Origin of the sequence: Paenibacillus sp. FSL R5-0636 (assembly GCF_037974255.1) — a bacterium.
Lineage (GTDB): Bacteria > Bacillota > Bacilli > Paenibacillales > Paenibacillaceae > Paenibacillus_AQ > Paenibacillus_AQ odorifer.
In genome coordinates this window covers 6,931,272-6,955,048 of sequence record NZ_CP150232.1, presented here as the reverse complement: position 1 = coordinate 6,955,048, position 23,777 = coordinate 6,931,272, and the positions used below count along the sequence as shown (strand labels likewise).

Annotated in this window: 22 protein-coding genes, 1 pseudogene and 1 riboswitch; of the genes and pseudogenes, 15 read left to right on the top strand and 8 right to left on the bottom strand. The window is 42.4% G+C overall.

All coding sequences use genetic code 11. From position 1 onward, the window contains the following. Positions 1–38: 38 nt before the first annotated feature. From MKX34_RS31705 to MKX34_RS31695, 3 genes are all read left to right on the top strand, one after another. Positions 39–746 carry a DNA alkylation repair protein gene (locus tag MKX34_RS31705; protein WP_076296980.1) on the top strand — a complete coding sequence of 236 codons (708 nt, stop codon included), beginning with the start codon at positions 39–41 and terminating at the stop codon, positions 744–746. Between the two features lie 244 nt (positions 747–990). Further along, positions 991–1,073: riboswitch (glycine riboswitch) on the top strand. Positions 1,074–1,220: 147 nt separating this feature from the next. Further along, positions 1,221–2,603, top strand: coding sequence for an amino acid permease (locus MKX34_RS31700; RefSeq protein ID WP_036682353.1), 1,383 nt, complete (start codon positions 1,221–1,223; stop codon positions 2,601–2,603). 375 nt (positions 2,604–2,978) lie between these two features. After that, entirely contained in the window at positions 2,979–4,142 is a 1,164-nt protein-coding gene (locus MKX34_RS31695) for a HAMP domain-containing sensor histidine kinase (protein ID WP_256719411.1), read from the top strand. A gap of 105 nt (positions 4,143–4,247) precedes the next feature. Here the strand turns inward: MKX34_RS31695 and MKX34_RS31690 are convergent, their stop codons facing one another. From MKX34_RS31690 to MKX34_RS31665, 6 genes are all read right to left on the bottom strand, one after another. Next, positions 4,248–5,153, bottom strand: coding sequence for a DUF5643 domain-containing protein (locus tag MKX34_RS31690; protein ID WP_038573876.1), 906 nt, complete (start codon positions 5,151–5,153; stop codon positions 4,248–4,250). Between the two features lie 23 nt (positions 5,154–5,176). Continuing rightward, positions 5,177–6,337: a DUF4179 domain-containing protein gene (locus MKX34_RS31685; protein ID WP_038573874.1), complete on the bottom strand. Its 1,161-nt coding sequence runs from the start codon at positions 6,335–6,337 to the stop codon at positions 5,177–5,179. Beyond that, positions 6,330–6,872, bottom strand: a complete 543-nt coding sequence (locus tag MKX34_RS31680; protein WP_235219471.1) for a sigma-70 family RNA polymerase sigma factor — start codon at positions 6,870–6,872, stop codon at positions 6,330–6,332. The genes MKX34_RS31685 and MKX34_RS31680 overlap by 8 nt, the downstream gene beginning before the upstream one ends. Positions 6,873–7,095: 223 nt before the next feature. Continuing rightward, positions 7,096–7,683: a class I SAM-dependent methyltransferase gene (locus tag MKX34_RS31675; RefSeq protein WP_038573872.1), complete on the bottom strand. Its 588-nt coding sequence runs from the start codon at positions 7,681–7,683 to the stop codon at positions 7,096–7,098. A 37-nt stretch (positions 7,684–7,720) separates the two neighbouring features. Continuing rightward, positions 7,721–7,876, bottom strand: a complete 156-nt coding sequence (locus tag MKX34_RS31670; RefSeq protein ID WP_170914150.1) for a hypothetical protein — start codon at positions 7,874–7,876, stop codon at positions 7,721–7,723. 193 nt (positions 7,877–8,069) lie between these two features. After that, positions 8,070–8,534 (bottom strand): VOC family protein, encoded by a 465-nt coding sequence (locus MKX34_RS31665; protein ID WP_038573867.1) that lies wholly within the window; start codon positions 8,532–8,534, stop codon positions 8,070–8,072. A 158-nt stretch (positions 8,535–8,692) separates the two neighbouring features. Here MKX34_RS31665 and MKX34_RS31660 point away from each other — a divergent pair, with 158 nt between their 5' ends. The 8 genes from MKX34_RS31660 (at position 8,693) to MKX34_RS31625 (ending at position 19,714) form a co-directional block, all read left to right on the top strand. Next, positions 8,693–9,127 carry an Lrp/AsnC family transcriptional regulator gene (locus tag MKX34_RS31660; RefSeq protein WP_038573865.1) on the top strand — a complete coding sequence of 145 codons (435 nt, stop codon included), beginning with the start codon at positions 8,693–8,695 and terminating at the stop codon, positions 9,125–9,127. Between the two features lie 100 nt (positions 9,128–9,227). Further along, positions 9,228–10,964, top strand: coding sequence for a sensor histidine kinase (locus MKX34_RS31655; protein ID WP_076105121.1), 1,737 nt, complete (start codon positions 9,228–9,230; stop codon positions 10,962–10,964). A 5-nt stretch (positions 10,965–10,969) separates the two neighbouring features. Next, positions 10,970–12,550, top strand: a complete 1,581-nt coding sequence (locus MKX34_RS31650; protein ID WP_305953663.1) for a response regulator — start codon at positions 10,970–10,972, stop codon at positions 12,548–12,550. 195 nt (positions 12,551–12,745) lie between these two features. Further along, a complete protein-coding gene (locus MKX34_RS31645; protein ID WP_076296981.1) occupies positions 12,746–13,666 on the top strand; it encodes an ABC transporter permease subunit in 921 nt (306 codons plus the stop codon). Positions 13,667–13,706: 40 nt separating this feature from the next. Next, positions 13,707–14,588, top strand: a complete 882-nt coding sequence (locus MKX34_RS31640) for a carbohydrate ABC transporter permease (protein ID WP_036682338.1) — start codon at positions 13,707–13,709, stop codon at positions 14,586–14,588. 54 nt (positions 14,589–14,642) lie between these two features. Beyond that, on the top strand, positions 14,643–16,229 hold the full coding sequence (locus MKX34_RS31635; RefSeq protein WP_076296982.1) for an ABC transporter substrate-binding protein: 1,587 nt from the start codon (positions 14,643–14,645) through the stop codon (positions 16,227–16,229). 459 nt (positions 16,230–16,688) lie between these two features. Beyond that, entirely contained in the window at positions 16,689–19,115 is a 2,427-nt protein-coding gene (gene helD / locus MKX34_RS31630) for an RNA polymerase recycling motor HelD (protein ID WP_076296983.1), read from the top strand. A 14-nt stretch (positions 19,116–19,129) separates the two neighbouring features. Next, the gene (locus MKX34_RS31625) at positions 19,130–19,714 is read left to right on the top strand and encodes a Crp/Fnr family transcriptional regulator (RefSeq protein WP_036682333.1); all 585 of its coding nucleotides are present in this window, start codon (positions 19,130–19,132) and stop codon (positions 19,712–19,714) included. 8 nt (positions 19,715–19,722) lie between these two features. On the opposite strand, the gene MKX34_RS31620 is transcribed toward MKX34_RS31625, so the two are convergent. After that, positions 19,723–20,442 carry a DUF4386 domain-containing protein gene (locus tag MKX34_RS31620; RefSeq protein WP_076296984.1) on the bottom strand — a complete coding sequence of 240 codons (720 nt, stop codon included), beginning with the start codon at positions 20,440–20,442 and terminating at the stop codon, positions 19,723–19,725. An 81-nt stretch (positions 20,443–20,523) separates the two neighbouring features. Continuing rightward, on the bottom strand, positions 20,524–21,105 hold the full coding sequence (locus tag MKX34_RS31615; RefSeq protein WP_036682330.1) for a TetR/AcrR family transcriptional regulator: 582 nt from the start codon (positions 21,103–21,105) through the stop codon (positions 20,524–20,526). A 293-nt stretch (positions 21,106–21,398) separates the two neighbouring features. Between MKX34_RS31615 and MKX34_RS31610 the strand changes: the two genes are divergently transcribed. The 4 genes and pseudogenes from MKX34_RS31610 to MKX34_RS31595 all read left to right on the top strand — a co-directional run bounded on the left by MKX34_RS31610 (position 21,399) and on the right by MKX34_RS31595 (position 23,652). Then, on the top strand, positions 21,399–22,586 hold the full coding sequence (locus tag MKX34_RS31610) for an MFS transporter (protein ID WP_051491242.1): 1,188 nt from the start codon (positions 21,399–21,401) through the stop codon (positions 22,584–22,586). A 75-nt stretch (positions 22,587–22,661) separates the two neighbouring features. Then, on the top strand, positions 22,662–22,946 hold the full coding sequence (locus MKX34_RS31605) for an alpha/beta-type small acid-soluble spore protein (protein ID WP_036682328.1): 285 nt from the start codon (positions 22,662–22,664) through the stop codon (positions 22,944–22,946). Positions 22,947–23,175: 229 nt separating this feature from the next. After that, positions 23,176–23,388: pseudogene (locus tag MKX34_RS31600) on the top strand (YiaA/YiaB family inner membrane protein); the annotation flags it as partial. 27 nt (positions 23,389–23,415) lie between these two features. Next, positions 23,416–23,652 carry a YiaA/YiaB family inner membrane protein gene (locus tag MKX34_RS31595; protein ID WP_305953524.1) on the top strand — a complete coding sequence of 79 codons (237 nt, stop codon included), beginning with the start codon at positions 23,416–23,418 and terminating at the stop codon, positions 23,650–23,652. The last annotated feature ends 125 nt before the right edge of the window (positions 23,653–23,777 follow it).

Genomic DNA, 23,777 nt, shown 5'->3' with positions numbered 1-23,777 from the left:
GTCCCTAGCCAATATTCATAAAAAAGGAAGTGCGAACAATGGATTTAGAAACGGTCATGCAAGAGCTTGAAGCTCTCGGCAAGGAACGCACCAAGAAAATATATCTATCCAATGGCGCGCACGAACCGCTTTTTGGTGTGGCCACAGGCCAGATGAAGCCTATCTTCAGAAAAATAAAACATAATCAACCCTTGGCCGAGCAGCTTTATGCTACGGGAAATTACGACGCTATGTATTTTGCCGGGGTGATCGCGGAGCCTAAAGCAATGTCAGAGTCGGATTTTGAGCGGTGGATTGCTGGGGCTTATTTCTATATGCTATCGGACTTTGTGGTGGCAGTAACGTTGGCGGAGACGGATATTGCGCAAGAGGTTTCTGATAAATGGATTGCAAGTGATATAGAGTTGAAAATGTCGGCGGGCTGGAACTGTTACTGCTGGCTGCTCGGAAATCGCCCGGACAGTGAATTTTCCGCAGAAAAATTGGCCGCTATGTTGGAGCTTGCTAAAAATACGATTCATGATGCCCCTGAACGAACGAAATACGCAATGAACAATTTCATCTACACTGTGGGCGTATCCTATCTGCCGCTTCATGATAAAGCGGTTGAGATTGCAAAGGAAGTTGGCCCGGTGGAAGTCCATACCGGTAGTACAAAAAGCAAGATTTTGAATGCTTCAATTAATATTCAAAAGGCAGTTGATAAATCGCAGCTGGGCTTCAAACGAAAACATGTAAGGTGTTAGTCAGTCATGGAGTGCTAAGGAGAGCGTATTGAAGGTTGTGCCTGCAGACAGAAGAATTGGCGGCTTGGCTGACAAGCCCTTAATTGTGTGCAATAAAAGTTAATGGAACAATAATAAAGCGGTAATTAATGTTATTGACAAAATATTTGACAATGATTAGTATTGAAAAATATTAAAAATGAAGTTAGCGACATAAAAATTAAATAATTCGCAAGCTATGATTGCTATGGATCACACTATAGCAGGAGCAGCTTCTGGAGAGACCGTGGGGGAATCCCCCGGCGCCGAAGGGTTCACAATCTCAGGCAAAAGGACAGAAGAGTACTAGATAATTCATTTGTTATTCTGATCATCGTCAGAATAAATAAATGTATTTTATTTATTATTCTTATACCTAAGAGATTGGAGCGTATCCAATCTCTTTTTTGTTATCATTTTCACTTGTTATTTTTTTCACATAAGGGGGAGTTCGAAATGGCAGCACAAGAATTAAAGAGAGATTTAGAGAATCGACATGTTCAGCTCATTGCGATTGGTGGAACCATCGGTACCGGATTATTTTTAGGATCTGGAAAAGCTATACAGCTGGCAGGACCATCGATCATTTTTGCTTATTTAATCGTGGGTATCGCTATTTTCTTTGTGATGAGGGCATTGGGAGAACTTCTGTTGTCAAAAGCAGGTTATCAATCTTTTACAGACATTGCCGAAGACTATCTTGGACCGCGGGCGGCGTTTGTAACTGGATGGACCTATTGGTTTTGCTGGATCATGACGGCTATGGCCGATATTATAGCTGTTGGGGTCTATGTACAATATTGGTTTGATATCCCGCAATGGATACCCGCAGTCATTTGTTTAATTATTTTATTAGGACTCAATTTATTAACTGTAAAAAGCTTTGGCGAATTGGAATTTTGGTTTGCTTTAATTAAGGTAATCACTATTCTCGCGTTAATTGCCATAGGGGTAGTTTTACTGGTGATTGGATTCAAAACAACTACCGGAACGGTTGCGCTCAGTAATATTTGGGCACATGGGGGAGTATTTCCAAACGGGATTTCCGGGTTCTTACTTTCATTTCAAATGGTTGTGTTTGCTTTTGTGGGTGTGGAATTGGTGGGGGTATCAGCAGCGGAAACATCCAATCCAGAAAAAACTATCCCATCGGCGATTAATAAAATACCTTTGCGAATTCTATTTTTCTACGTGGGTGCTATTATTGCCTTATTATGCATCAACGCTTGGACAGAACTAAACCCGGCAGAAAGTCCTTTTGTTAAAACATTTAGTTTAGTGGGGATTCCGATTGCCGCGGGGGTTATTAATTTCGTTGTATTAACTTCAGCTGCTTCCGCTTGTAACAGCGGGATGTTCTCAACAAGCCGGATTCTATACAATCTAAGCAGAAATGACCAGGCTCCAGCCAACTTTGCAAAGCTTAATAAAAATCATGTGCCAAGTAATGCTTTATTCATATCCACGCTTGTCTTATCTGTAGGGGCTTTGTTGAGTAAGCTGATTCCGGAGACGGCCTTTGGCATCGTGACAACGATTAGTGCCATTTGTTTCATCTGGGTTTGGGGCGTCGTTCTAATTTGCCATTTGCGATATAAAAAGACGAAGCCGGAATTGCAGGCCAAATCAAAATTCAAGGCACCGTTCACACCTTTTGTGAATTATGTTGTTCTAGCCTTGTTTGCAATCATACTCATAATTATGCTGTTTGCTGATGAAACTCGTCCGGCATTATTGTTGACGCCTTTATGGTTTATTTTATTATTTGTTTTGTATTCGATAAATAGAAGAAAGAGGGAAAGAGATAATAAAATAATCAGGACCGAAACACCTCTCTAGTTTATGAGGAAAGCTTTAACCGGCGCAGAAGCCGTGGTTATATTCAACCGCGACTGGGCAGGGAGCCCTTGCCGGTTTCAAGCGTTCCTACATGGACGTTTGCTTAAAGAATATGCAAAGTTAAACAGAAAACCGGAAGATACTGTTAAAATGGTATCTCCCGGTTTTTTAATTTTTTACAAACTATAATATCATCGAGTTTACAGTTTTTTTCAGTTATTGTTTATTACTATTTCAACTGATATAATTCTTATTTCGACAATAAGTTTACAAGTAAGATAACTATCGTAATGGTAAAATCAATTTAAAAGTGGTGAATTCATGAGAGAGTTCTACAGTCGGGTGAATCGAAAAACCTATTACATATTAATGTTAATGATCATCGTTCTTATGATGTTTGGATTGATACTATCTACCCTAGAGTTAGATGGGATTGATTTTGGTTATATCATTCATTTTTTATGTGTGGCGTTTCTAACGGTTTGTTTATGGATTTACCCTAAGCATGAGACACATACTTTTAGAAAGATTATCATTCTATTTGGATTTGCGTATTTTTATACGCTATTCTTTTTATATCCTCAAACATGGACTACCTATATCCTCATTTGTCTTATTCCTGCACTGTCTATTCTATTTTTTGATTTAAAATTGTTCTATTTTTCCTTCATTATAAATGGGGTACTAATGGTAATTACATTTGGCTATATCCTCTTGATTGATAGAGGGGATTTATATACATATTTACATTATGATATGCTAGGCAATTTCATTAATATAATAGCGGTTCAAGTGTTATTATTTTTCATTTTTCAAATATCATTTAAACGGATGAAAAAACAGCAGCTTTATTATGAACAATTACAGCAATCTGAGCGTTTAAAGATGGTTGGACAATTAACAGCTGCCGTTGCGCACGAAATTAGAAATCCAGTGACAGTGGTTAGAGGTTTTTTGCAGTTTTTTGATGAGGATCCTTCATTTGATGATCCTATGAAAAGAAAATTTAAATTAATGATTGATGAATTAAACACAGTAGAACAGATTATCTCGCAATTTCTAACCCTTTCAAAGCCAAATGGAGAGCAAAAATTAGAAAAAGTAGATGTGAAGGATGTACTTGAAAGTGTTACAGGATTGCTCCATTCCTACGCAATGTTATCTGATAATCAAATCGTTACCTACGTAGAAGAAGATTGCATGATTTCTATTAATAAAATTGAATTTAAGCAGCTGCTTATTAATATAATAAAAAATGCTTTAGAGGCTTCGGAAGTTGGTAAATCTGTCTCTATTATGGCGAATAGGAACAATAATTTTATTGAGATAACAATCATCGATGAAGGAAGCGGGATGTCAGAAGCAGAGGTTAAGTCGCTAGGCACTCCTTTTTATTCATTAAAAAGTAATGGAACAGGTTTAGGATTAATGATTTGCTTTAATATCGTAGAAAAATACGGCGGGGAAATTTATTATAGTAGCTCTGAAGGTAAGGGGACAACAGCTACTATCCGCTTTTTAGCTATAAATGATCAGTAATACGGAACCTTCTTTCAATTGAACAAAGGGGATTACCTCAAGCCTTCGGCGGAGAGGTAATCCCCTTTTCCTAGATATATATGTTTATGTTTGCTGCGTTAACGATTATTTTAGAGGGATTTTGATCTCCAGTTGCTTGTTATAATTTTTAACTACATTGCCTTTGGCATCTAATTTATAAGCCCCGGTGTTGCCTTTTTCAAATACGGCTTGATAAGGTCTGATAACTAGATATTCAGCGGCTGAGCGAGGTGCTTCGAACAATAAATCTTCAGAAACCGTATTTTGAGTTGCTGCAATAGAATCTCTTGCAATAGATTCTAATTTATTGCCCAGATTATCATAAATGTCATATCCTAAAGCCTGGCCTTGGGTGGCAACCCCTTTAACCGCTAAAGCGATACGCACAGAAGTCTCTCCCGCAGCAACACGGGTGGTTTTGATTTCAAATTGGTTGTCTTTCTTTATAGCAGGTAGCTGAATATTACGCACTAATCCTGCTTGCTTGAGGGAAAATTTAAGTACATACGGGTTTTCGATTCCGTTAAGCTTCACATAGATACTCAATTCAGAGGAAGCCAGGCTTGCCTTTTGTTGCTCGGTTAGCCATCCGGTCTGCAATACAACAACCGCCTTGTTGGCATCTCCGTCACTGATCCAGCGTGGTGTTTTTAAATCGATGCCTCCTGGTTGAGCGAGCTTGGCGTCTATTCCCACAATAGTACCTTCTGCAAGATAGGGTTCGCCTTTATCATTTAAGGTTACTCCTGCGAGCATTCCTGAAAATAGCGATCCCTCACGGCTCAGGTCGATCTTAATATAATTACCGTCAAACTGTGCACTGCCCTTTAAAGTAAGCTGATCGTGTGAATCGGCCACTTTTGTTGTATTCAGGGAAGCTTCAACAGCGGGTTGAGCACTGGATGCTTGGGTTAAAGCTGGCATTCCCAACGCTCCTAGGCATACAGCAGCACTTAAAATTACAGACATCTTCTTAGTCGTTTTTTTCATGATATTATCAAGCTCCTTAATTTTTATTTAACTAGCACGTTTATCTCTAGACCGTCAATATAATGCTTCACTGGGTTTCCAGAACTGTCTGTTTTAAATGCTCCATTCTTACTTTGTGGGTTCTCAAACTCATAAAGATAGCCACGGATTGTGAGCATATTAGGGTGTTTCTCAAATGGCTCAGTAAGCAAATCGACATTAAGTGACCTATTGGAAGTCGAGAGGACTTTCTGCGAAATATCTTTCAGCACCTGTCCTTGTTGATCCTTTACTTCAAAGCCCACTAAACTCAATGCTGTATGATCTTCGTCTGTATCCTGTTCCAGCATGAGCGACAGGCGTGTCGTTAATGGACTATATTCCAGCTTTTTCAGGATCAAACTCCATCCTCCAACTTGTGCGCGTATATCAGGTGTGGAAATTTTATTAATCGTAGCCTTCCGCGCAGGAATTTGGAGAACAAACGGTTCATCAATACCGTTTAAGTCAAGGGTTACGGTCAATACAAATCGATCAGGAAAAGGTTTGTTGGAGATCCCCGAATTCGAGGAATCCACTAGTCTAAAAATAGCTGTGTTGCTTTCAGCACCTTCTATCCAGCTTAGAAACGGCATAGCTTTCCAGAGACCTTCTGAAAATTTCTCCAGGGAAGCCCCGTCGATCAATACTTCTGCAGAGGTTATCGCACCTTCCGCTAGAAAAGGCTTCCCATCCGCTCCAATCGTTACTCCGGCTAGCTTACCTTCCAGTTCTTCTCCCTCACGCTTCACCGAGAATGCCAACCGGCTGCCATCAAATACAGCCTCTTCGGCAGACAAGGTGATCCCTTCATGCGTATCACTGCTGTTTAGACGGGAAGTCAGTCCCAGACGCTGGGCCGCTTGTAATCCTATATCATCTGCCCGTTCAAAAATACCACCTATCAAGGGAAGCTGCTTGAGCGCATTGGCCAACGTAGGCGGATAGATAGCCGTTAGCATAACACTTAACAATATCGCCGCAGTCACAGCAGCTGTGATTTTTGGATAAATCCGCTTTTTCTTTTCCTTTTCCACAGGATCCTGGACAATGGTGGCCAGCGATGCATAAATCGAATCCTGCCGTGATCGTAGTAAAGGAGGAAGCTCCTGTATATTAGCTTTCCCTAGCTCCCTGATCTGCTTTTCTAAATTGTTATTATTCATTAGCAAGACCCTCCTCCGGCACAGGATGTATCTGTTTGGACAACAATCTCCGTGCGCGATGGAGTCGTGCCCTGACCGCTCCCTCGGAGATGTCGAGCACATCTGCAATCTGCTTAATGGATAAATCGTCATAATAAAAAAGCACGATAGCAAGCCGCAGGGATTCGTCCAACTGATTAATGAAGCTTTGCAGGTCTACGTTGCCTGAATCTTCAAAATGCACATAGGAAACGACCGGTTCCTCGGGAATTTCCGCCACAGCTATAGTTCGTTCTCGCATACGAAGTAACTGATTGCATTCATTAATCAGGATGCGTATAACCCAGGTTTTAAAAAACTTAGGCTGCTTAAGGTTGGCCAACCCTTTATACACCTTCAGTGTTGTTTCCTGAAGAGCATCCGCGCAATCTTCATCTTTTAGCAGAATGGTTTTGGCTAATCTGTACAACTGGGATTCCAGTTGCCTGAAAAGACGGGTAAACGCCTCGTGGTCGCCTTTCTGCGCTTTTTTGATATCCAGTTCGTTTTCCAGCAAATGATTTTTCCTCCTTGAGGGCCCTCTGTATAATTAGATGGAGAAGACATACAAAAAGTTATATTTAGGATAAAATTCATTCTCCTGGACAAATCACTTACCTCGGTAGTGGTATAAAGTCCGTGCAATTCATTGTTTTGGCAAGGGGAGTTTCAAGTGGATAAACTGAAAAAAATCCAGAATTACCACCTTAACTGAAAAGAAGTAGTGGGGTAATCCTGAATTAAAAAGTGTATACATATACCTTGGTACGCAGTGTGTCCGTGCATGTTATGGTACGGACAGGCTGCATGCCTGGAAGGGCAAAACAAATGCTAATAACCACCGCACCCGGCAGTAGCTCACGCTTGAACTTTTCCGCCAGCCGTTTCATCGCTCCGGGAAATAAGTAACAAAGAACAATATCCGCATGCTCGTAAGAACTGCTATAAATATCCCCACGTACATAACGGAGCCTTCCGTGGAGCAGATTCTGGCCTTTGGCTGCTCGTAGCATACGTGTGCCGAACCTAGTAAGCAGCTGGGATGTCCATAAGGGAATACTGGAATTTTCAATGCCTGTCAGCCTTTTGCCTGGACATTGGCGAATAACATCCATACCAAGTGTTCCCCAACCCGATCCCGCCTCCACAATGCTGCTATATCCCGGAATCCGATTCACCTCAACGGCAACAGCCGAGCGTACAGATTTTGACGTAGGCATCGGCGATATCCCGTTCCTCCAGCTCACCAGCACAATCGACACCATGGATAACAAGGCTGCGAAGGCGATGAGCCAAGCGATGGCTTGAATCACAATCAATACGATCATTCCTTCTTCATCTGCTAGAAGTTGGCTTCAAATTCTCTTACTTTCTCCCAGCATTTCGTTTATCAACTTGATATTTATAAAGATCCTGAATTTCCTTGCTTTCAATATCTTGACCTACATAAAAAATCAGAGTGGGATCATTTACTGGATGGGCATAAGAAAGGTAAGTGCGATGTATAAAATCAAAATCCATCTTACCCAGCTGGAAATCGATTTGATATTTATCTTCTAAATAGATTTCAAATTGCTTTTTTAAAGCCAGAGACTTCCACGGAAGTCCAAAGAATAAAAAGTAGACTCCTATAAGAAATATCAAAAAAATTAAGAGGAAAAGCGACTTTTTACTGAGAATGGTATGTTTTATAATTCATAACCCTCCCTAGCGTTTATTCTACATGAACTTTGCTGGAAATATCAAAATCAACCTCTTCAAGAAATTCAATAACTTCTCCATTGGGACTGTGAATGATCGCGTTTTTTATTAGAAGAGGCGGTTCGCCCAGAGACAGAGAGTCCGGTGCTATAAAAGCTTTTGCCCCATGTGCAAGGGCTTTTTGATACATCTCCTCTACATTATCTACATAGAAGGCAAGATGTAATAACGCTCCGTGCGCTATATCTTCATCAGACAAGGCTTTTTTTCCTTGAGCGGCGATGACTGCATCATTATCAAAAATCTCAATGCAGGTTCTGCGGTCAGGTGAAATCAGCATGGAGGCTTCTTTGATCTGAAAGGATGGCAGACTCCAATGATGACCTAGCTTAAATCCTAAAACGTCAATATAGAAAGAAATAGTTGCTTTATAGTCTTTGGCTTGAATCGCTACATGTGCAAGGCCTTTTACACTCATTTATAATCGCTCCCAACTTTAATATATATTTATTATAGTTGTATTAAAATATGAGATATATATATAAGATAAGTGTTTTGTAGTAATATGGTTATTAAATTTAAGGTATTTTAGTGGAATCAGTTTATTTTATAAAATGAGTTTAGGAGGCGCTTGCTATGGAACAACTTATAGATGACATTGATAAAAAGATTATGCAATTACTTCAGTACAATGCCCGAATGTCCATTTCACAAATCAGCAAAGAGGTTTCGATGTCACAACCCTCTGTTAAAGAACGAATGATCAAGCTGGAGGAAAGGAATATCATTTCTGGGTATCATACAGCTTTTAATCTACGAGATCTGGATCGGGGCACAACTACGTTTATTCTATTAAAAACAGAACATTGCCAAGAGATTACGGATTTTTGCAAAAATGCTATGGAAGTTACCGATTTATATCGGATTAGCGGTGAATATAATTATCTCATAAAGGTGCAAACCGCGTCGATTGAGGAGTTAGCTGAATTCCAAGACAACCTTATAAAGTTTGGACCTTCAAAATCTCATATCAGTCTGAAAAATATATTGGAAAACAGGGTGTTGCTCTAAAGCCCATTTTCCAAACACAATATATAGTAACCGCTTTCATTCCATTGTAGAATGGATGAAAACAACGTTAGCATTGACTCGGATACAAGGGAGCATGGGTATGGAGAGGTTTTTATTCAGTAAAAAGTATATTCCGTTCACCTATAAGATGATGATACCGTACCTCATTCTAGTATTGCTGACAGATGTATTGGTGGGTTATATAGCTTATACGATGCTCGTAGAGTCCAGAACGGAAATGGCGGAAACGAATGTCCGGACAGCTTTGAAGCAGACGAGGAACAATATCGAATATCAGACAGATGAAATCAAACGAATGACTAACTCGCTGTTTCTCAATACGAATTTTCAGAATGCTCTGCAGTTTAGGGGAGATGCATTGGAAAACATGCTCAAAATGAGGGATGACATCGTTCCTTATATGAAAGCCCCTCTGCAATTGTATGGGAACAATCTGAGACTTGTGCTCTATACCGCGAATGAGACGATGCTTGAAATCCCCGGTGATGATATGTCTGTACCTATCGGTAGAAGCGATTATTATATTCTTTCTGATCAGGTTATTGAAAATAAGGAATGGTTCAAGTCGATCGTTGCCAATAACAAAGACAGCTTGTGGCTTCAGGCGGACAGCGACAGTGAACTAAGCAATATTTCGTATTTCCGCAAGCTGGTTTCTTCCAAGGGAGGCCCGTCGATTATTGGTTATATTCGCGTCACGGCGAGAATTGACGAGCTTTTTGGCAATTTCGATACCTTTCCAATTGAACAGGGCATAGACCTTCGCCTAGTGGATAGGGTTAGTGGATTAACGCTTTATGAACAAGGTATTGTCGATGAACATGCGAAGCAAGATGCTTATCTGATCATTAGTGAAGATATTCCGTTGTCTGACTATGCTATCGAGGTACGGGTGCCGCATGCATACTTAAATAAAGATGCTAGCCGAATGCAGAAGGTGATCACCACTGTTTGTTTGATCAGCTTTTTAGTCATGGCGGTGATCGGCTTCCTCGTTGCCCGCATATCAGGCAAAAAAATTAAGCGAATCGTATATTTGGTCCGGTCGTTTCAGGAAGGGAATTTTTATAAAAGAATTGGGTTTGCCGGGAACGATGAATTTGTCTACATTGCTAATAGTTTTAATCAGATGGCGACTAGCATCCAGGACTTGATCCAGAACGTCTATGAGCAAGGTATTCAGAAAAAGCAAGCAGAACTGGATGTGCTTCAAGCTCAGATCAGTCCGCACTTTTTGTACAATACATTGTCGACCATTGGCAGCTTGGCCAATTTGGGCGAAGTTGAGAAGGTTACACAGATGGTACAAGGTCTTTCTAAATTCTATCGCCTCACCTTGAATGAAGGACATGTCTATATCTCTCTTGAAAAAGAGCTGGAGCAGGTAAGGATGTACCTTGAAATTCAGAGGGTAAAGTATGCCGATGCTTTTGAGGTTTATTATGATATTGATCCTGATATTTTACAGGTTCCCATCATCAAGCTGATTTTGCAGCCATTTGTAGAAAATATATTCAAGCATGCTTGGTTTGGGGAGACGATTGCGATCCGGATTACCGGAAAACGGCTGGGTGAACGCATCGAGCTTAAGGTTATCGATAACGGAATTGGTATGCGGGCGGACACACTGCGAAATATGCGTTCGAGCTCATTCCATTCGAGCAGCTATGGACTGAGAAACGTGGAGGAACGAATCAAGCTGAGATACGGCAATGATTTCGGCATTCATATCGGCAGTTACTTTGGGGCAGGAACGACCGTTCAAATTATCTTACCGGTGGATAATGCGGAAATCCGGGAAGTTATGGGGGAGTAAATAGTATGGCGATGGAGATCAACGTTCTGCTGGTGGATGATGAAGTGATCGATTTGGAATGGCTGAGACGGCGGGTGGCGGGCAGTGATCATTTGCCTTTGCATAGCGTGAGAACGGCAACGAGCGGTTTTTCCGCTTTAAAAATGATGGAGCAGCACCGCGTTGATATTATTCTCTCCGATATCCGCATGCCGATTATGTCAGGTGTGGAATTTGCCCGGAAAGCGAAGGAGATTAACCCTGAGGTCCATCTGCTTTTTATTAGCGGACATCAGGATTTCAACTATGCCAAAGAGGCGATTCAATTAAATGCCTCCGGTTATTTGCTTAAACCCGTCGATGATGACGAGTTGAATAAGACGCTGACTGAACTCTGCGCCAAGATTGAGAAGGAGAGGAAGCAGCATATTTCCTTGTCGGAAACACTGACGCTTGTGAATCAGGAGCTGCTGCTGCGCTGGTTTAACGAGACTGCCCCGGGGCAGGTCGAGACGCACATTCACAACGTTCTCACGTCATACTTACAAGGCGCGTCGGCGGTCGCCATCGTCGAGATCGACGATATGGCACGGAAAATACAAACTTGGACGGAAGAAGAGCGGAGTTTATGGAGCAGCGCAGCTAATCAGTTTATCCGGAAGTTCGCGCAAGATCAAAATTTAGGCATGGTCATCACAACCTATGACTATCATTTTGTGATCCTAGCTGCGGTTCAGGAACAATATTTTACCGCTTTGATGGAAGAGCTCATTCGGTCATTCTATCAGGAGTTCTCCTGTTCAATTACGATTGGAAGAGGGATGTACACAACAGAACTGGGTAAGCTGCATGATTCCTATCGGCAAGCTCAGGCTGCTTTAAGTATTAAATGGATTGTTGGGAAAAACAGAATCATCCAAGATGCTTCGGAATGGAGCCCGAAGGAAAAAATCGCCTCAGATTTAGAGGTTATTGTGGACCGGATGCTTAAAGCGATGCTCGACTACGACCTTACCACCATTGATGATTGTTTGCTGAAGCTGTTTGCCGGGGACAGTCCGCTCTCCCAGAAAAACGACATCTACGATATCATTATTCGAATTACCTCCAAGCTTCATGCCGATCTGCAGCAAATGAACGAGCATCTATACGAGATTTTAAATTGGGATTCGCATCATCCCTTTGTGCTGTTTCAGTTCGAAACGGTGCATGATATTCTCTCGTGGCTGAGAAGAAGGTTCTTTGAGTTGTCGGAGCTGCTTTATTTGAAACGGCAAAGACAAAAGCGGAAGTTAATTGATGAAATCACGGAATATGTGAAAGAAAGATTAGATCAAAAAATAACGCTGAACGAAGTGGCCGCCCACTTCGATTTTACGCCTAACTATCTGGGTCATTTGTTCAAGCTTGAAACCAACAGTTTATTCAGCGATTTTTTAAGTGAATTACGGATGAAACGGGTATGCGAGCTGCTCGAAGATCCGACTAAGAAAGTGTATGAGATTGCGGAACAAGCCGGATATAAAAATATTATTTATTTTAACAGACAGTTCAAGCACTACATGGGCATGTCGCCCGGCGAGTACCGGAAGAAAAATAAAATCTAACAAAACAGCGGTGAAATGAAAACCCGGCGATGATTTTTCTGTTATTGGAGAATCGCTGCCGGGTGTTTTTGGTTTATCCGCTAACCTTTTTTTGTCGAATCGTTGAATTAGTATTATGTTTAGTTGTTTCGCTGAATTATCTAAGCGTCTTCGCCCTTTTATAATGAGAGATATAGAGAAGAGAGGGGTGCAAAGATGAAAGGGCATACATTTTGGAGCGATTTGAAAAATTACAGGGTTCTCTTGCTGATGCTGGCTCCGGCGGTTGCTTTTTTCCTTCTGTTTGCCTACGTCCCGATGGCGGGTATTATTATTGCCTTCAAGCATTACGATTACGCGGGCGGTATTTTTGGAAGTTCCTGGAACGGACTCGACAACTTCCGCTTTTTCTTTGAATCAGGCGATGCTTGGCGGGTAACACGAAATACAGCACTATATAACATTGCGTTTATCGTCGTCAATAACAGTTTGCAAATTTTTGCAGCGATTATGTTGTTTGAGGTCGGTGGTAAATGGTTCCGCAAAATCACACAATCGGCGTTGTTCCTGCCTTACTTTATCTCATGGGTCGTTGTCGGAGCGATTGCTTATAACCTGCTCAATTATGATATTGGCACCGTGAATGCTTTGCTCAGAGGTATCGGACTCCAGCCTGTCGATATTTATAATACGCCTTCCTATTGGCCGTATATCCTGGTTATAGTTTCTGCATGGAAAAGTCTCGGATACGGAACGGTAATGTACTTGGCTGCGATTACGGGGATAGATACAGAAATGTATGAAGCGGCCGAAATTGATGGGGCTAATATTTTTCAGCGAATTATGAAAGTAACCATTCCAAATTTGTATCCGACGATTATTATTCTGGTGCTGCTGGCGGTCGGAAATATTTTCCGTGGTGATTTCGGGATGTTCTATAATATGATCGGCAACAACGGCTTGCTGTTCTCCTCGACAGACGTTATCGACACTTTCGTATTTAGGTCACTGATTACTTCGAATGATATCGGCATGTCAGCTGCAGCTGGTGTTTTCCAGTCCGTTCTTGGCTTTGCGACGATCATGTCAGTGAACTATGCTGTCCGTAAATACGACAAAGACCGCGCTCTGTTCTAATCGTATCAGGAGTTAAGTCTTTCATAATGGAGGTAACGATATGAAGCAGCTCGATCGTAAAATATTTTCAGGTATTGGTTATGTGTCTCTGATTTTTCTCTCAGTTTTATGTATTTTCCCTTTCATACTTGTCGTATCTTCATCCTTTACGGAAGAAACCAAAATCCTAACGGATGGTTATCAATTTATACCGACGGCCTTCTCAACCGAGGCCTACAGCATTTTGTTTAAGTATCCCGAACAGATGATTCAAGCCTATATAGTGACAATAGGGGTTACTATACTCGGCACGGTGCTTGGCTTGTTTTTGACTTCGATGACTGCTTATGCGCTATCCCGAAAAGATTTTAAGTGGCGCAATAAATTTTCATTCTTCTTTTTCTTTACGACTTTGTTCAGCGGCGGTTTAGTTCCGTGGTATCTGCTTATGGTCAACTACCTGCATATGAAGGATACGCTGATGGCCTTAGTGGTTCCGATGATGCTCAATGTCTTTTATATCATTGTTATGAAGTCTTTTATGGGCAGCATTCCGGAAGCGATTGTAGAATCAGCAAAAATTGACGGCGCAGGCGACTTTAAGATCTATGCTCGTCTAATCCTGCCGCTATCCAAGCCGGCGTTAGCTACCATTGGATTGTTTCTAGCACTAGCCTACTGGAATGACTGGTACAATGCATTGCTGTTTGTATCGAATGAAAACTTGATGCCGCTTCAATATTATTTGTATAAAATGCTAGGCAATATGGATGGCATGCGCAAAGCGATGATGGGTGCAGGGGCAGTCGTAACGACATCGATCCCAACCGAGAGTTTGAAAATGGCGATGACAGTTGTGGCCACTGGCCCGATTTTGCTGGCTTATCCATTCGTGCAGAGGTATTTTGTCCAAGGTTTGACGATTGGTGCTGTGAAAGGATGAACCCGGGGACACTCGGTTTATCAATATAATTAAACACAAGGGGGAAGGCTTGAGATGCTGAAGAGAAATAGATTGATAATGCTAGCGCTCGTTTTAACCTTCGTAATGATTCTAAGTGCATGTGGTGGTGGAAACAACAATGCTAATACTTCTGCACAGGCTACAAATAATGCGTCAGAGGGGGGAAGCGACACTACGAACACCTCAGAACCTGCAACTACCTCAGACACCCTTGATACCTCAAAAGAAGTGAAGCTGAAAATGATTTTTGTTGGCCCTAAACCGATAGACTATGATAGCGTTTTTGCTGAGATTAATAAAAAGCTGAAAGAAAAAATTAATGCTACTGTAGAGGGCGAGTTCCTGGATTGGTCGGACTGGGCGCAAAAATATCCGTTGAAGCTGGCAGCAAATGAAGATTTTGACCTCATCTATTCGGCAAACTGGGCTGGCTACAATGACCAGGCGTTGAAAGGCGGATTCCTGGAATTGACTGATGAGCTGCTTACCAAATATATGCCGCAGACTTTAGCAGCCATGTCTGATGTGAGCTGGGATCAGGCTAAAGTAAACGGCAAACTGTACATGGTTCCACAAAACAGAGGGGAATCCGTTGAAAAACTGATTTTGTACCGTGAGGATTTGCGTAAGAAATACAATCTTCCTGAGATCAACAGCCCAGAAGCGTATGCCACTTACTTGAAAACCATAGCGCAAAACGAAAAAGGAATTACACCGTTCACTCCGGAAACAGGAGACTGGAAATTTCATAATTTGGACCGTGTATTGCTGAAGCAGCAAAACGAATGGAATATGTTTGATCTCGACCTTCCGTTTGCTTTCAAATTGACGGATGAAAAAGGGCAAGTATTTAACGTATATGAAACCCAAGAGTTTAAAGATCTACTCGTATATTACAAAGATCTTGCTGATAACAATGCATGGTCGAAAAACGTCCTTAACAGTAAAAATGATCATCAGGCCGATTTTAAAGCAGGCAAAACAGCATCGATTACACACAACAACGGAACACTTGGAGCACTTATGGCTTTGATGCGCCAAGAGAATTCCCCTTATGAAGTAGCTTTGGCTGACATCAACCAAGGCAAGCAGAAATCAGTGGCAATTTCAACACAAAACGGTACTTCGATCCACGCTACTTCTAGAAATGTGGAACGCTCCTTGATGTTCCTCGATCTGATGCAAAATGATAAAGAACTGCACGACCTGATGATGTACGGCCTTAGCGGTGTACATTACGAAGCGGTTGGCGATGACAAATATAAAGCACTTGAAAAGAATCCGAACTTTATGGGCTTCTCTAACTGGAACTTCAACTCGCCACTTAACCGTGACAATGAAGCATTCCCGCAAGAAGCAAACGATCTGGCTAAAGGCTGGGAAGCAAATGTCTATCACTACGCGCTTGAAACCTTTGTATTCGATAACAGCAAAGTGAAAACGGAAATTGCCAACATTGGTAACGTAATGCTCCGTTATGCGATTCCGCTCGAATACGGCGTAATTAAAGATATCGATAAAGGTCTTGAAGATCTGAACAAGCAACTGAAGTCCGCTGGCATTGATAAAATCCAAACCGAACTGCAAACTCAAATTGATGCTTTTTTGGCAAACAAATAAGATAAGGAATAAGGGAGACCTAACAGTCATCAAATGGCTGTTAGGTCTCCCTGTTTAATTGAACTCATCCGCGGGTGAAGTCGCTATCGGACACAGCGGACCTCACAGTCGCTATCAGCCTAAAACATGCCTAGAATGAAGCTCAGGATAAAGAATAGCTGCACTGGAGTCCGAAAGTCTGCTTTAAAGGCTGAAAATCAGTAAACTCAGGAGAACGGATACTCTTTGTGAAAAGGAATAAAAAAGAAGAACCGGCATGAGCTGCCGGTTCTTCTTAATATATAATTTGCGCACAACGAAATAACGTGATAATATGAGAAGACCACTGTTAATCCGTGTATTTTAGACAGATTTATTACATCTTATTTATACATTAATAATACCATGCGGATTAGCAGTTTGTCAAATTTGTATTTTTGCTTCTTGATAACAACCTTGAAAAGGAGCGTGTTAGTAAAAATGTTAAACGAAAAAGATTGGCAGCGAGAACAGGAACGGCTAGATTTGGTCACGGAAGAATTGCAATCAAAGGTTGGCGAGCTGGAACCGGAAGTGACAGGATTACGTGAACAGGTAACGGACATCCGCAAGCGGTTTTGGGAGGAAGTTACGGTCAATACGAGCACACATGAGGATTTCGAGGAGACCTTTTACAGTATAAAACAGCAAGAAGCGTTGTTGTCTGAACGGGAGCGTAGTCACCGCCAACGGATGCAGCGTTATAAGAACATGAAACGGCTGCTGCCGTCGCCCTATTTTGGACGAATGGACTTTCAAGAAGATGGGTTGAACTCCAGTGAGCAAATCTATGTCGGGGTGGCGTCTTTCATCGATGCAGAAGGTGTGAATTTTCTGGTATATGACTGGCGGACACCTATTGCAAGTATGTATTATGACCATTCGCCAGGCCCCGCCTCTTACGATACACCGGGAGGACAAATCTCGGGAACGATGATGCTGAAGCGGCAATACCAGATCCGTCAGGGTCAGCTTCAGAACGTGTTCGATACGAGCTTAACGATCGGTGATGAATTACTTCAGCAGGTGCTTGGTAAGGGTGCGGATTCACAAATGAAGAGCATCGTGGCGACTATTCAGAAGGAACAGAATGCTATTATCCGCAACGATAGTAGTCGTATGCTCATTGTGCAGGGGGCTGCGGGCAGTGGGAAAACATCCGCAGCGCTGCAACGGGTAGCCTATTTGCTATATAAACACCGCGATAGGCTCAAGGCGGATCAGATTGTTCTTTTTTCGCCTAACCCGATGTTTAACAGTTATGTATCCACGGTGCTTCCCGAGCTTGGCGAAGAGAATATGCAGCAAACTACCTTTCAGGAGTATATTGATTATTGGCTTGGATCTACGCTTCGTCTAGAGGACCCGTTCGAGCAGATTGAATATGTACTGACGTCCAAAGCTTCTCCAGAGTATGAAGCGCGGCTAACTGGCATGCAGTATAAAGCTTCAGAAGCTTTTCTGCATGCTCTGCAAAACTATGCGTTGTGGTTAGGGAAGGAAGGGATGTTGTTTCATAGTATCCGCTTTCGGGATCGCGAGTTGATTACTGCGGAGCAGATGGAATCGCAATTTTACAGCTATGATAGCTCCATTCGTTTGGCTAATCGCATCGTTTTATTGCGTGAATGGCTACTGCGTCAGTTGGCTTCGCTGGAGCGTCAGGAACAGGAGGCATTCTGGGTTCAAGATGAACTCGATTACCTCGATACCGATCAGTATGCCGAAGCCTACAGTGAGATACTTAAGAAATATCGGCGGGAGGAAGCCGTCTTTGATTTTACGACTCAGTATCTTGAGAACTATGGGGATTTTCCTAATCAGGATCAAGGGGAAGAGAACGTTTTTGACTTTGGTCTGCAGGAAGAAGAACTGCTGCGCCGCATGATTGTGAAGGAGCACTTTAAACCGCTGAGACGCGATGTCAAACGGTTCAAGTTCATAGATACGATTGGGTTATACGATCAGTTGTTTATTGATGAAACCATCTATCGGAGAATGACAAACGAGACTGAGTTGCCTGCTCAGTGGCAGGGGATCTGTAAGCAAACGAAGGAAAAGCTGAGCCGCGATGAACTCTTTTGCGAGGATGCGACTCCATTCCTGTATTTAAAAGAACTTGTCGAGGGGACTCGTATGAACACAGAGGTGCGGCATCTGTTTATCGATGAAGGCCAGGATTATTCGCCGTTCCAATACGCGTTTCTCAAACAGCTGTTTCCCCGCGCGCGCATGACTGTGCTCGGCGATTTCGGCCAAGCGATTTTCCCGCAAGCAACGAATTTGCACGAGGTGGATTCGCCTTTGATCCGGCTTTATGGGGAAGATGAAACGAGCCTGATCCGTCTAATTCGAAGTTATCGATCAACTCGTCAGATTGTGGAGTTTACGAAGGCGTTGCTGCCTAAGGAGGAGATCGTACCTTTTGAAAGAGAGGGTGAGAAGCCGTTCCTAGTGAAGGCGAGTAGCGACGTAGAGCGGGCGATAAGAATTAAAGAGGATCTCGCGGCGCTGATGGCTGAAGGGCTCGACTCTATTGCCGTTATTACCAAGACTGCAGCTGAAAGCCGTGCGGCCTATGAAGAATTAAAGAAACAAGGATGCGAAGCTCTGCGGCTTATTACGAAGGAGACGCTCACTTTTGAGAAGGGCATTTTAGTAATTCCCGCTTATCTCGCAAAAGGGGTTGAATTCGACGCCGTACTGATTTATGATGCTTCCACACAGACGTATGATCGGGAAAGCGAACGCAAGCTTTTTTATACAGCCTGTACGCGTGCGATGCATCGGCTTCTGCTGTACACAACGGGTGATTGGTCACACTTTATTCAGCGGTTAGAGGTATCTTTATATGAGGTCGTGCAATGAGATTGGAGAGATAAATGAAAAGCATATTGTATAAGTATATGAGTAAATTTACATCTCTTAACGAAATGGAACAGCAGGATATTGTTGAAGGTATTCCTATTGAGGAATACAAGAAGGGAACGGTACTCCTTAGACAAGGAGACGTTCCCTCAAAATGTTTTTTTGTGTTAAAGGGATGTGTGAGGCAGTCCTCGGTAGATGAATCGGGCAAAGAAGTCACATCTAATTTTTATACGGAAGAGCAAGCGGTTTCGATTTTTAATCGGCATCAAGAGAGTAGACCCTCAGCGTACACCTTAACCTGCCTAGAAGACAGCATATTGGTGGTTGGTGATCTTAATGCGGAACAGGATATGCTCCATAAACACGCTCAGCTGGAAACCATGATACGCAAAATGGTAGAGGAAAACCTGGGTGAGGTTCAGGATGAGTTGACTTCCTTTATTGCTTCCAATCCTGAAGAACGTTACAAAGCCTTGTTACAAAAAAGACCTCATTTACTTACCCGTGTCCCCCAACATCAACTAGCCAGTTATTTGGGGATTACGCCAGAGTCATTAAGTAGAATTAAGAAGCGGGTTCATTCCGGTGATGAATAGCAAAATCGTTATACACTTTTGGGGATTTTTCCACCTCTAAGCAGTAGCCATATCCCAAAGCCTAGTTCTCCTACAATCATAGGAATAGTAAAAATAAAATTAAGTGTTGTAATGACTGCCTCATATTGTGTGAGAAACATTTTGCTTAGATGAATGATAATATAGCCTATTGAAGCAAGCAGCAGCAGGATGCTGATTACTTTAGGAATGACATCGGATTTTAAAGCCACATAGCCCACTATTAACAAATGCCCGCCAAAAACGACTAACCCCATAGACCAAATGAATTGAAATGCATCCAGAAATAACATCATAAATGCTTGAGTTTGTTCGATTGTTAATGTGGAAAAGCCATTTGTGTTTCCCGTGAGCAGCAGCACAAATATCAAGGTTAAGATAGAGATTGCCAATATAGCGGAATAGGTTAAACGGAGCCATGCGCCGAGTAATGAAAGATTTTGGTTGACGGGTTCTAGAAACATATAAAACGCCCAGGCGACCAGAATGTCAGCAATCATAATGATGATCCAGCCCAAGATTTCCCCTTTGAAAAGGTTGTTGGAAGATACGATGTTAATAAATGTGGCACTGGCATCGCCTTGCACAACAAGAGTCCCATGGACAAAGCCATATGAAAAAAATGAAGCAATGGTCATGATGATCAGTGATATTCCAGCTGTTAAAGCGGACTTGCGCTGATTCGACAGGTCTTTTTCTGAGATAGCCATAAGATAGCCTCCTAAAGGACTTTTATTTCATTGTAATTAGGAGTACTATGTCGGGCATTGACTTAAATCAAGACTCTGAATTTAATCAAGCGAAGTAAGTATCATTGTTATCGCGTTATCAACAAAGGATCGCTCTGGGCGAGATTTCAAGAGTACAGTAAGCCCTATTAGCGATACGATTAGTGCCTGTGCCAAGGCCTTCGCATTTACACCACCCTTAAGCTCACCTGATTGTATACCGCGTTCAATAGTTTCTTGAAATATGACCGATAGATACATTTGATGTTCTCTTGTAAGGATCTCGAATTTCTCATCATGAGGTGCCAGCTCGACCATTGTATTGATGCAAAAACATCCTCGGTTCACACTGCCTGAATACTCCTCCGCCACCACATCTTCAAAAAAACTACGAAAGGCTTTTTTCACGGATGGATTGCTTTGAAGTTGGGCTCGGACACGAGAAGCATGGGACATCGTATATTTACGTAGCGCAGCTTCGAACAATTCTTTTTTGTCTCCAAAAGCTGAGTATATACTGGGGCGTTGAATGCCCATTCTGGAAGTTAAATCACTTAATGAGGTAGCCTCATATCCCTTTTCCCAAAATAGCTCCATAGCTGATTCTAATACTTTTTCCTCGTCAAATTCACGGGTTCGAGCCATTATAACACCCCTCTTTATATTTGATTTCAATAATTGATTACCGAACAGTATTTTATAATACTAGAACTAGTCGTATAAATTGTCAAATGAAAGTCGGTGGCATCAAATATTTATGTTGACATCATTTGTTTTGTGAGATAAATTTACTGAGCACAATAACATACTGATCGGTATGGAAAGTGTTTGCGATTTAAATTTAACAGAGAAAGGGTGTGTCCAAAATGCAAGGGACTAAAGAGAAGCTTTCGTCACAAGAGACGCATACGCCATCTGATTCTATTCATGCTTCCTCGATGCCTCGTTATATGACACTTTTGTTTGCCGTTGTCTGCGGGATGTCGGTTGCAAACATCTACTTTGCACAACCATTGCTTGATCATTTGTCGAGAGAATTTGGTATTGATTATTCAACCATTGGTATTCTTATTACTATCACGCAGATTTTTTATGCAGTGGGGCTGTTACTGCTCGTGCCACTAGGAGATTTACTGAATCAGCGCCGCCTGATTATCGGCCAGATGTTATTATCTGTGGTGGCTTTGATTATCGTGGGTACTGCCTCTTCCAGCACGGTACTATTCGTAGGTATGGCCTCAGTGGGACTACTCGCTGTTGTAACACAGACGCTTGTTGCGTTCGCGGCGACAATGGCTGCCCCTGCCGAACGCGGGCGAGTCGTAGGCATGGTCACAAGTGGAATTGTGATTGGAATACTTCTTGCGCGATCCATTTCAGGAATACTTACAGATCTTGCAGGTTGGCGTTCCGTATACCTTTTTTCTGCTGCTTTAATGCTTTGTATGGTGTGTACATTATTTAGGGTGTTGCCAAATGTGGAACGTGAGGTAAAAACACTGTCATACGCTCAGCTGCTTAGTTCAGTGTTTATGTTGTTTGTGCAAGAGAGAGTATTGCGTATCCGCGCTATTCTGGCTTTGCTGATTTTTACTGCTTTCAGTATTCTGTGGACTTCTGTGGTCTTGCCTCTCAGTGCTCCGCCGTTATCACTTTCACATACTGCAATTGGGGCATTTGGTCTGGCGGGAATTGTGGGAGCATTAGCTGCTGCGCGGGCGGGAAAGCTAGCTGATCAGGGTCATGGACAGAGAACGACAGGCATAGCATTACTTCTATTGTTGATTTCATGGTGGTTTATCAGTTTTACGGAGCAGTCGCTGTTGGCATTGGTCATTGGTATTGTTCTGCTTGATTTGGCTGTGCAGGCGGTGCATGTCACCAATCAAAGTATCATACTTACCTTGCGCATGGAGGCACGTAGTCGGCTCACCGCAGGGTATATGGTTTTTTACTCCATTGGAAGTGCTACCGGATCGATTGCTTCCACTCAAATATATTCTCACTATGGCTGGAACGGGGTATGTTGGCTTGGAGCTTCTGTTAGTGCTGTGGCTTTTTTATTTTGGGCTGTAACCTTGCGTGCTACGAATGCCGCGTTGCAACGGCGCCCTGCTTGGAAATAATCGGGGCAAGTCAATAAGGGTGGAGGTTCCGGTTTCCGGGCATGTTATTTAAAACAGGTTTGGGAGGGGATAAGGATGTCTAGAAGAAACAGGAAATATGCAGTGCCGGGAGCCAGCCGCGGAATGCAAATTTTTAAAGCAGAAGTGATGCGCCGCGAGGGGTATGACGTAGATCCGGAGCGGCCTGATGATGTGAAATACGAAGTTGCAAAAGAACTGGGTGTCCCTTTGGAGCACGGTCAAAATGGTCATTTGAGCACAGAATCGGTGGGCCAGATCGGCGGTAAAATTGGTGGATCGATGGTCCGCGAAATGATTCGTCTCGCACAGCAGCAATTGGTGGACCAGGAAAGGCAGTAGCATTTTTCTAATATATGTTGCTGAGATCGCGGGAGGCGGTTTTTGTCCTATATTGTATGGGACTGAGACCGTCCTTTCGGTGTTTGCGTTATTTTATATTTGTATAGTAAAAAAATTCCTGAAATTCCCTAAAACAACCTGATTCATGGTAGAATTTTACCGATGTTCCACGGTATAGTGGAGAAGGATATATCATCATTCAAGTCTGTAGTGGGAGAGGAATTATCAGATGAATCAGAGATATCGCAAACGCAACACGGCTGCTTTTACGGGGGCATCGTATTTTGCATTGGGGGCAGGACTTTTTCTATTCTGTTTGGGAGTGTACAACGACACTTGGGAGCTAAACGTAAAAGGGTATTATTTGCTCTGTATGGTGTTAATTACGATTTCCTGTATCGTTGTGCAAAAGGTGGTCAGGGACAATACAGAGGATAAAGAATTTCGTTTGGATAACCCTAAACACAGGATGAGAAACACAGGGGCCTTCACAATTATGGCTTTTGTGGGTTTGATTATCGGGTATGCGATGTTTTTTATTGGCCTTTACAATGCTCCATTTGAATTAAATGTAAAGGGGTATTACATAGCTGTTATTCTCTTGATTTCTTATAGCGCTATTGGCGTTCAGAAAGTGACGCGGGATAACGCGGAAGATAACGAGATTCTTGCCGAGCAAGAGGCGAGACGGGACATCCAAGGATAAAGAGGGATATAGCCAGCTTTCTCGCTGCCAACAGCAAGCTGCTTCAACTTTACTTACCATCATAAATTGTAAACAGGAGCTTCGTGTATTAACGGAGCTTCTTTTTATTTTTTTGAATAGCAGCA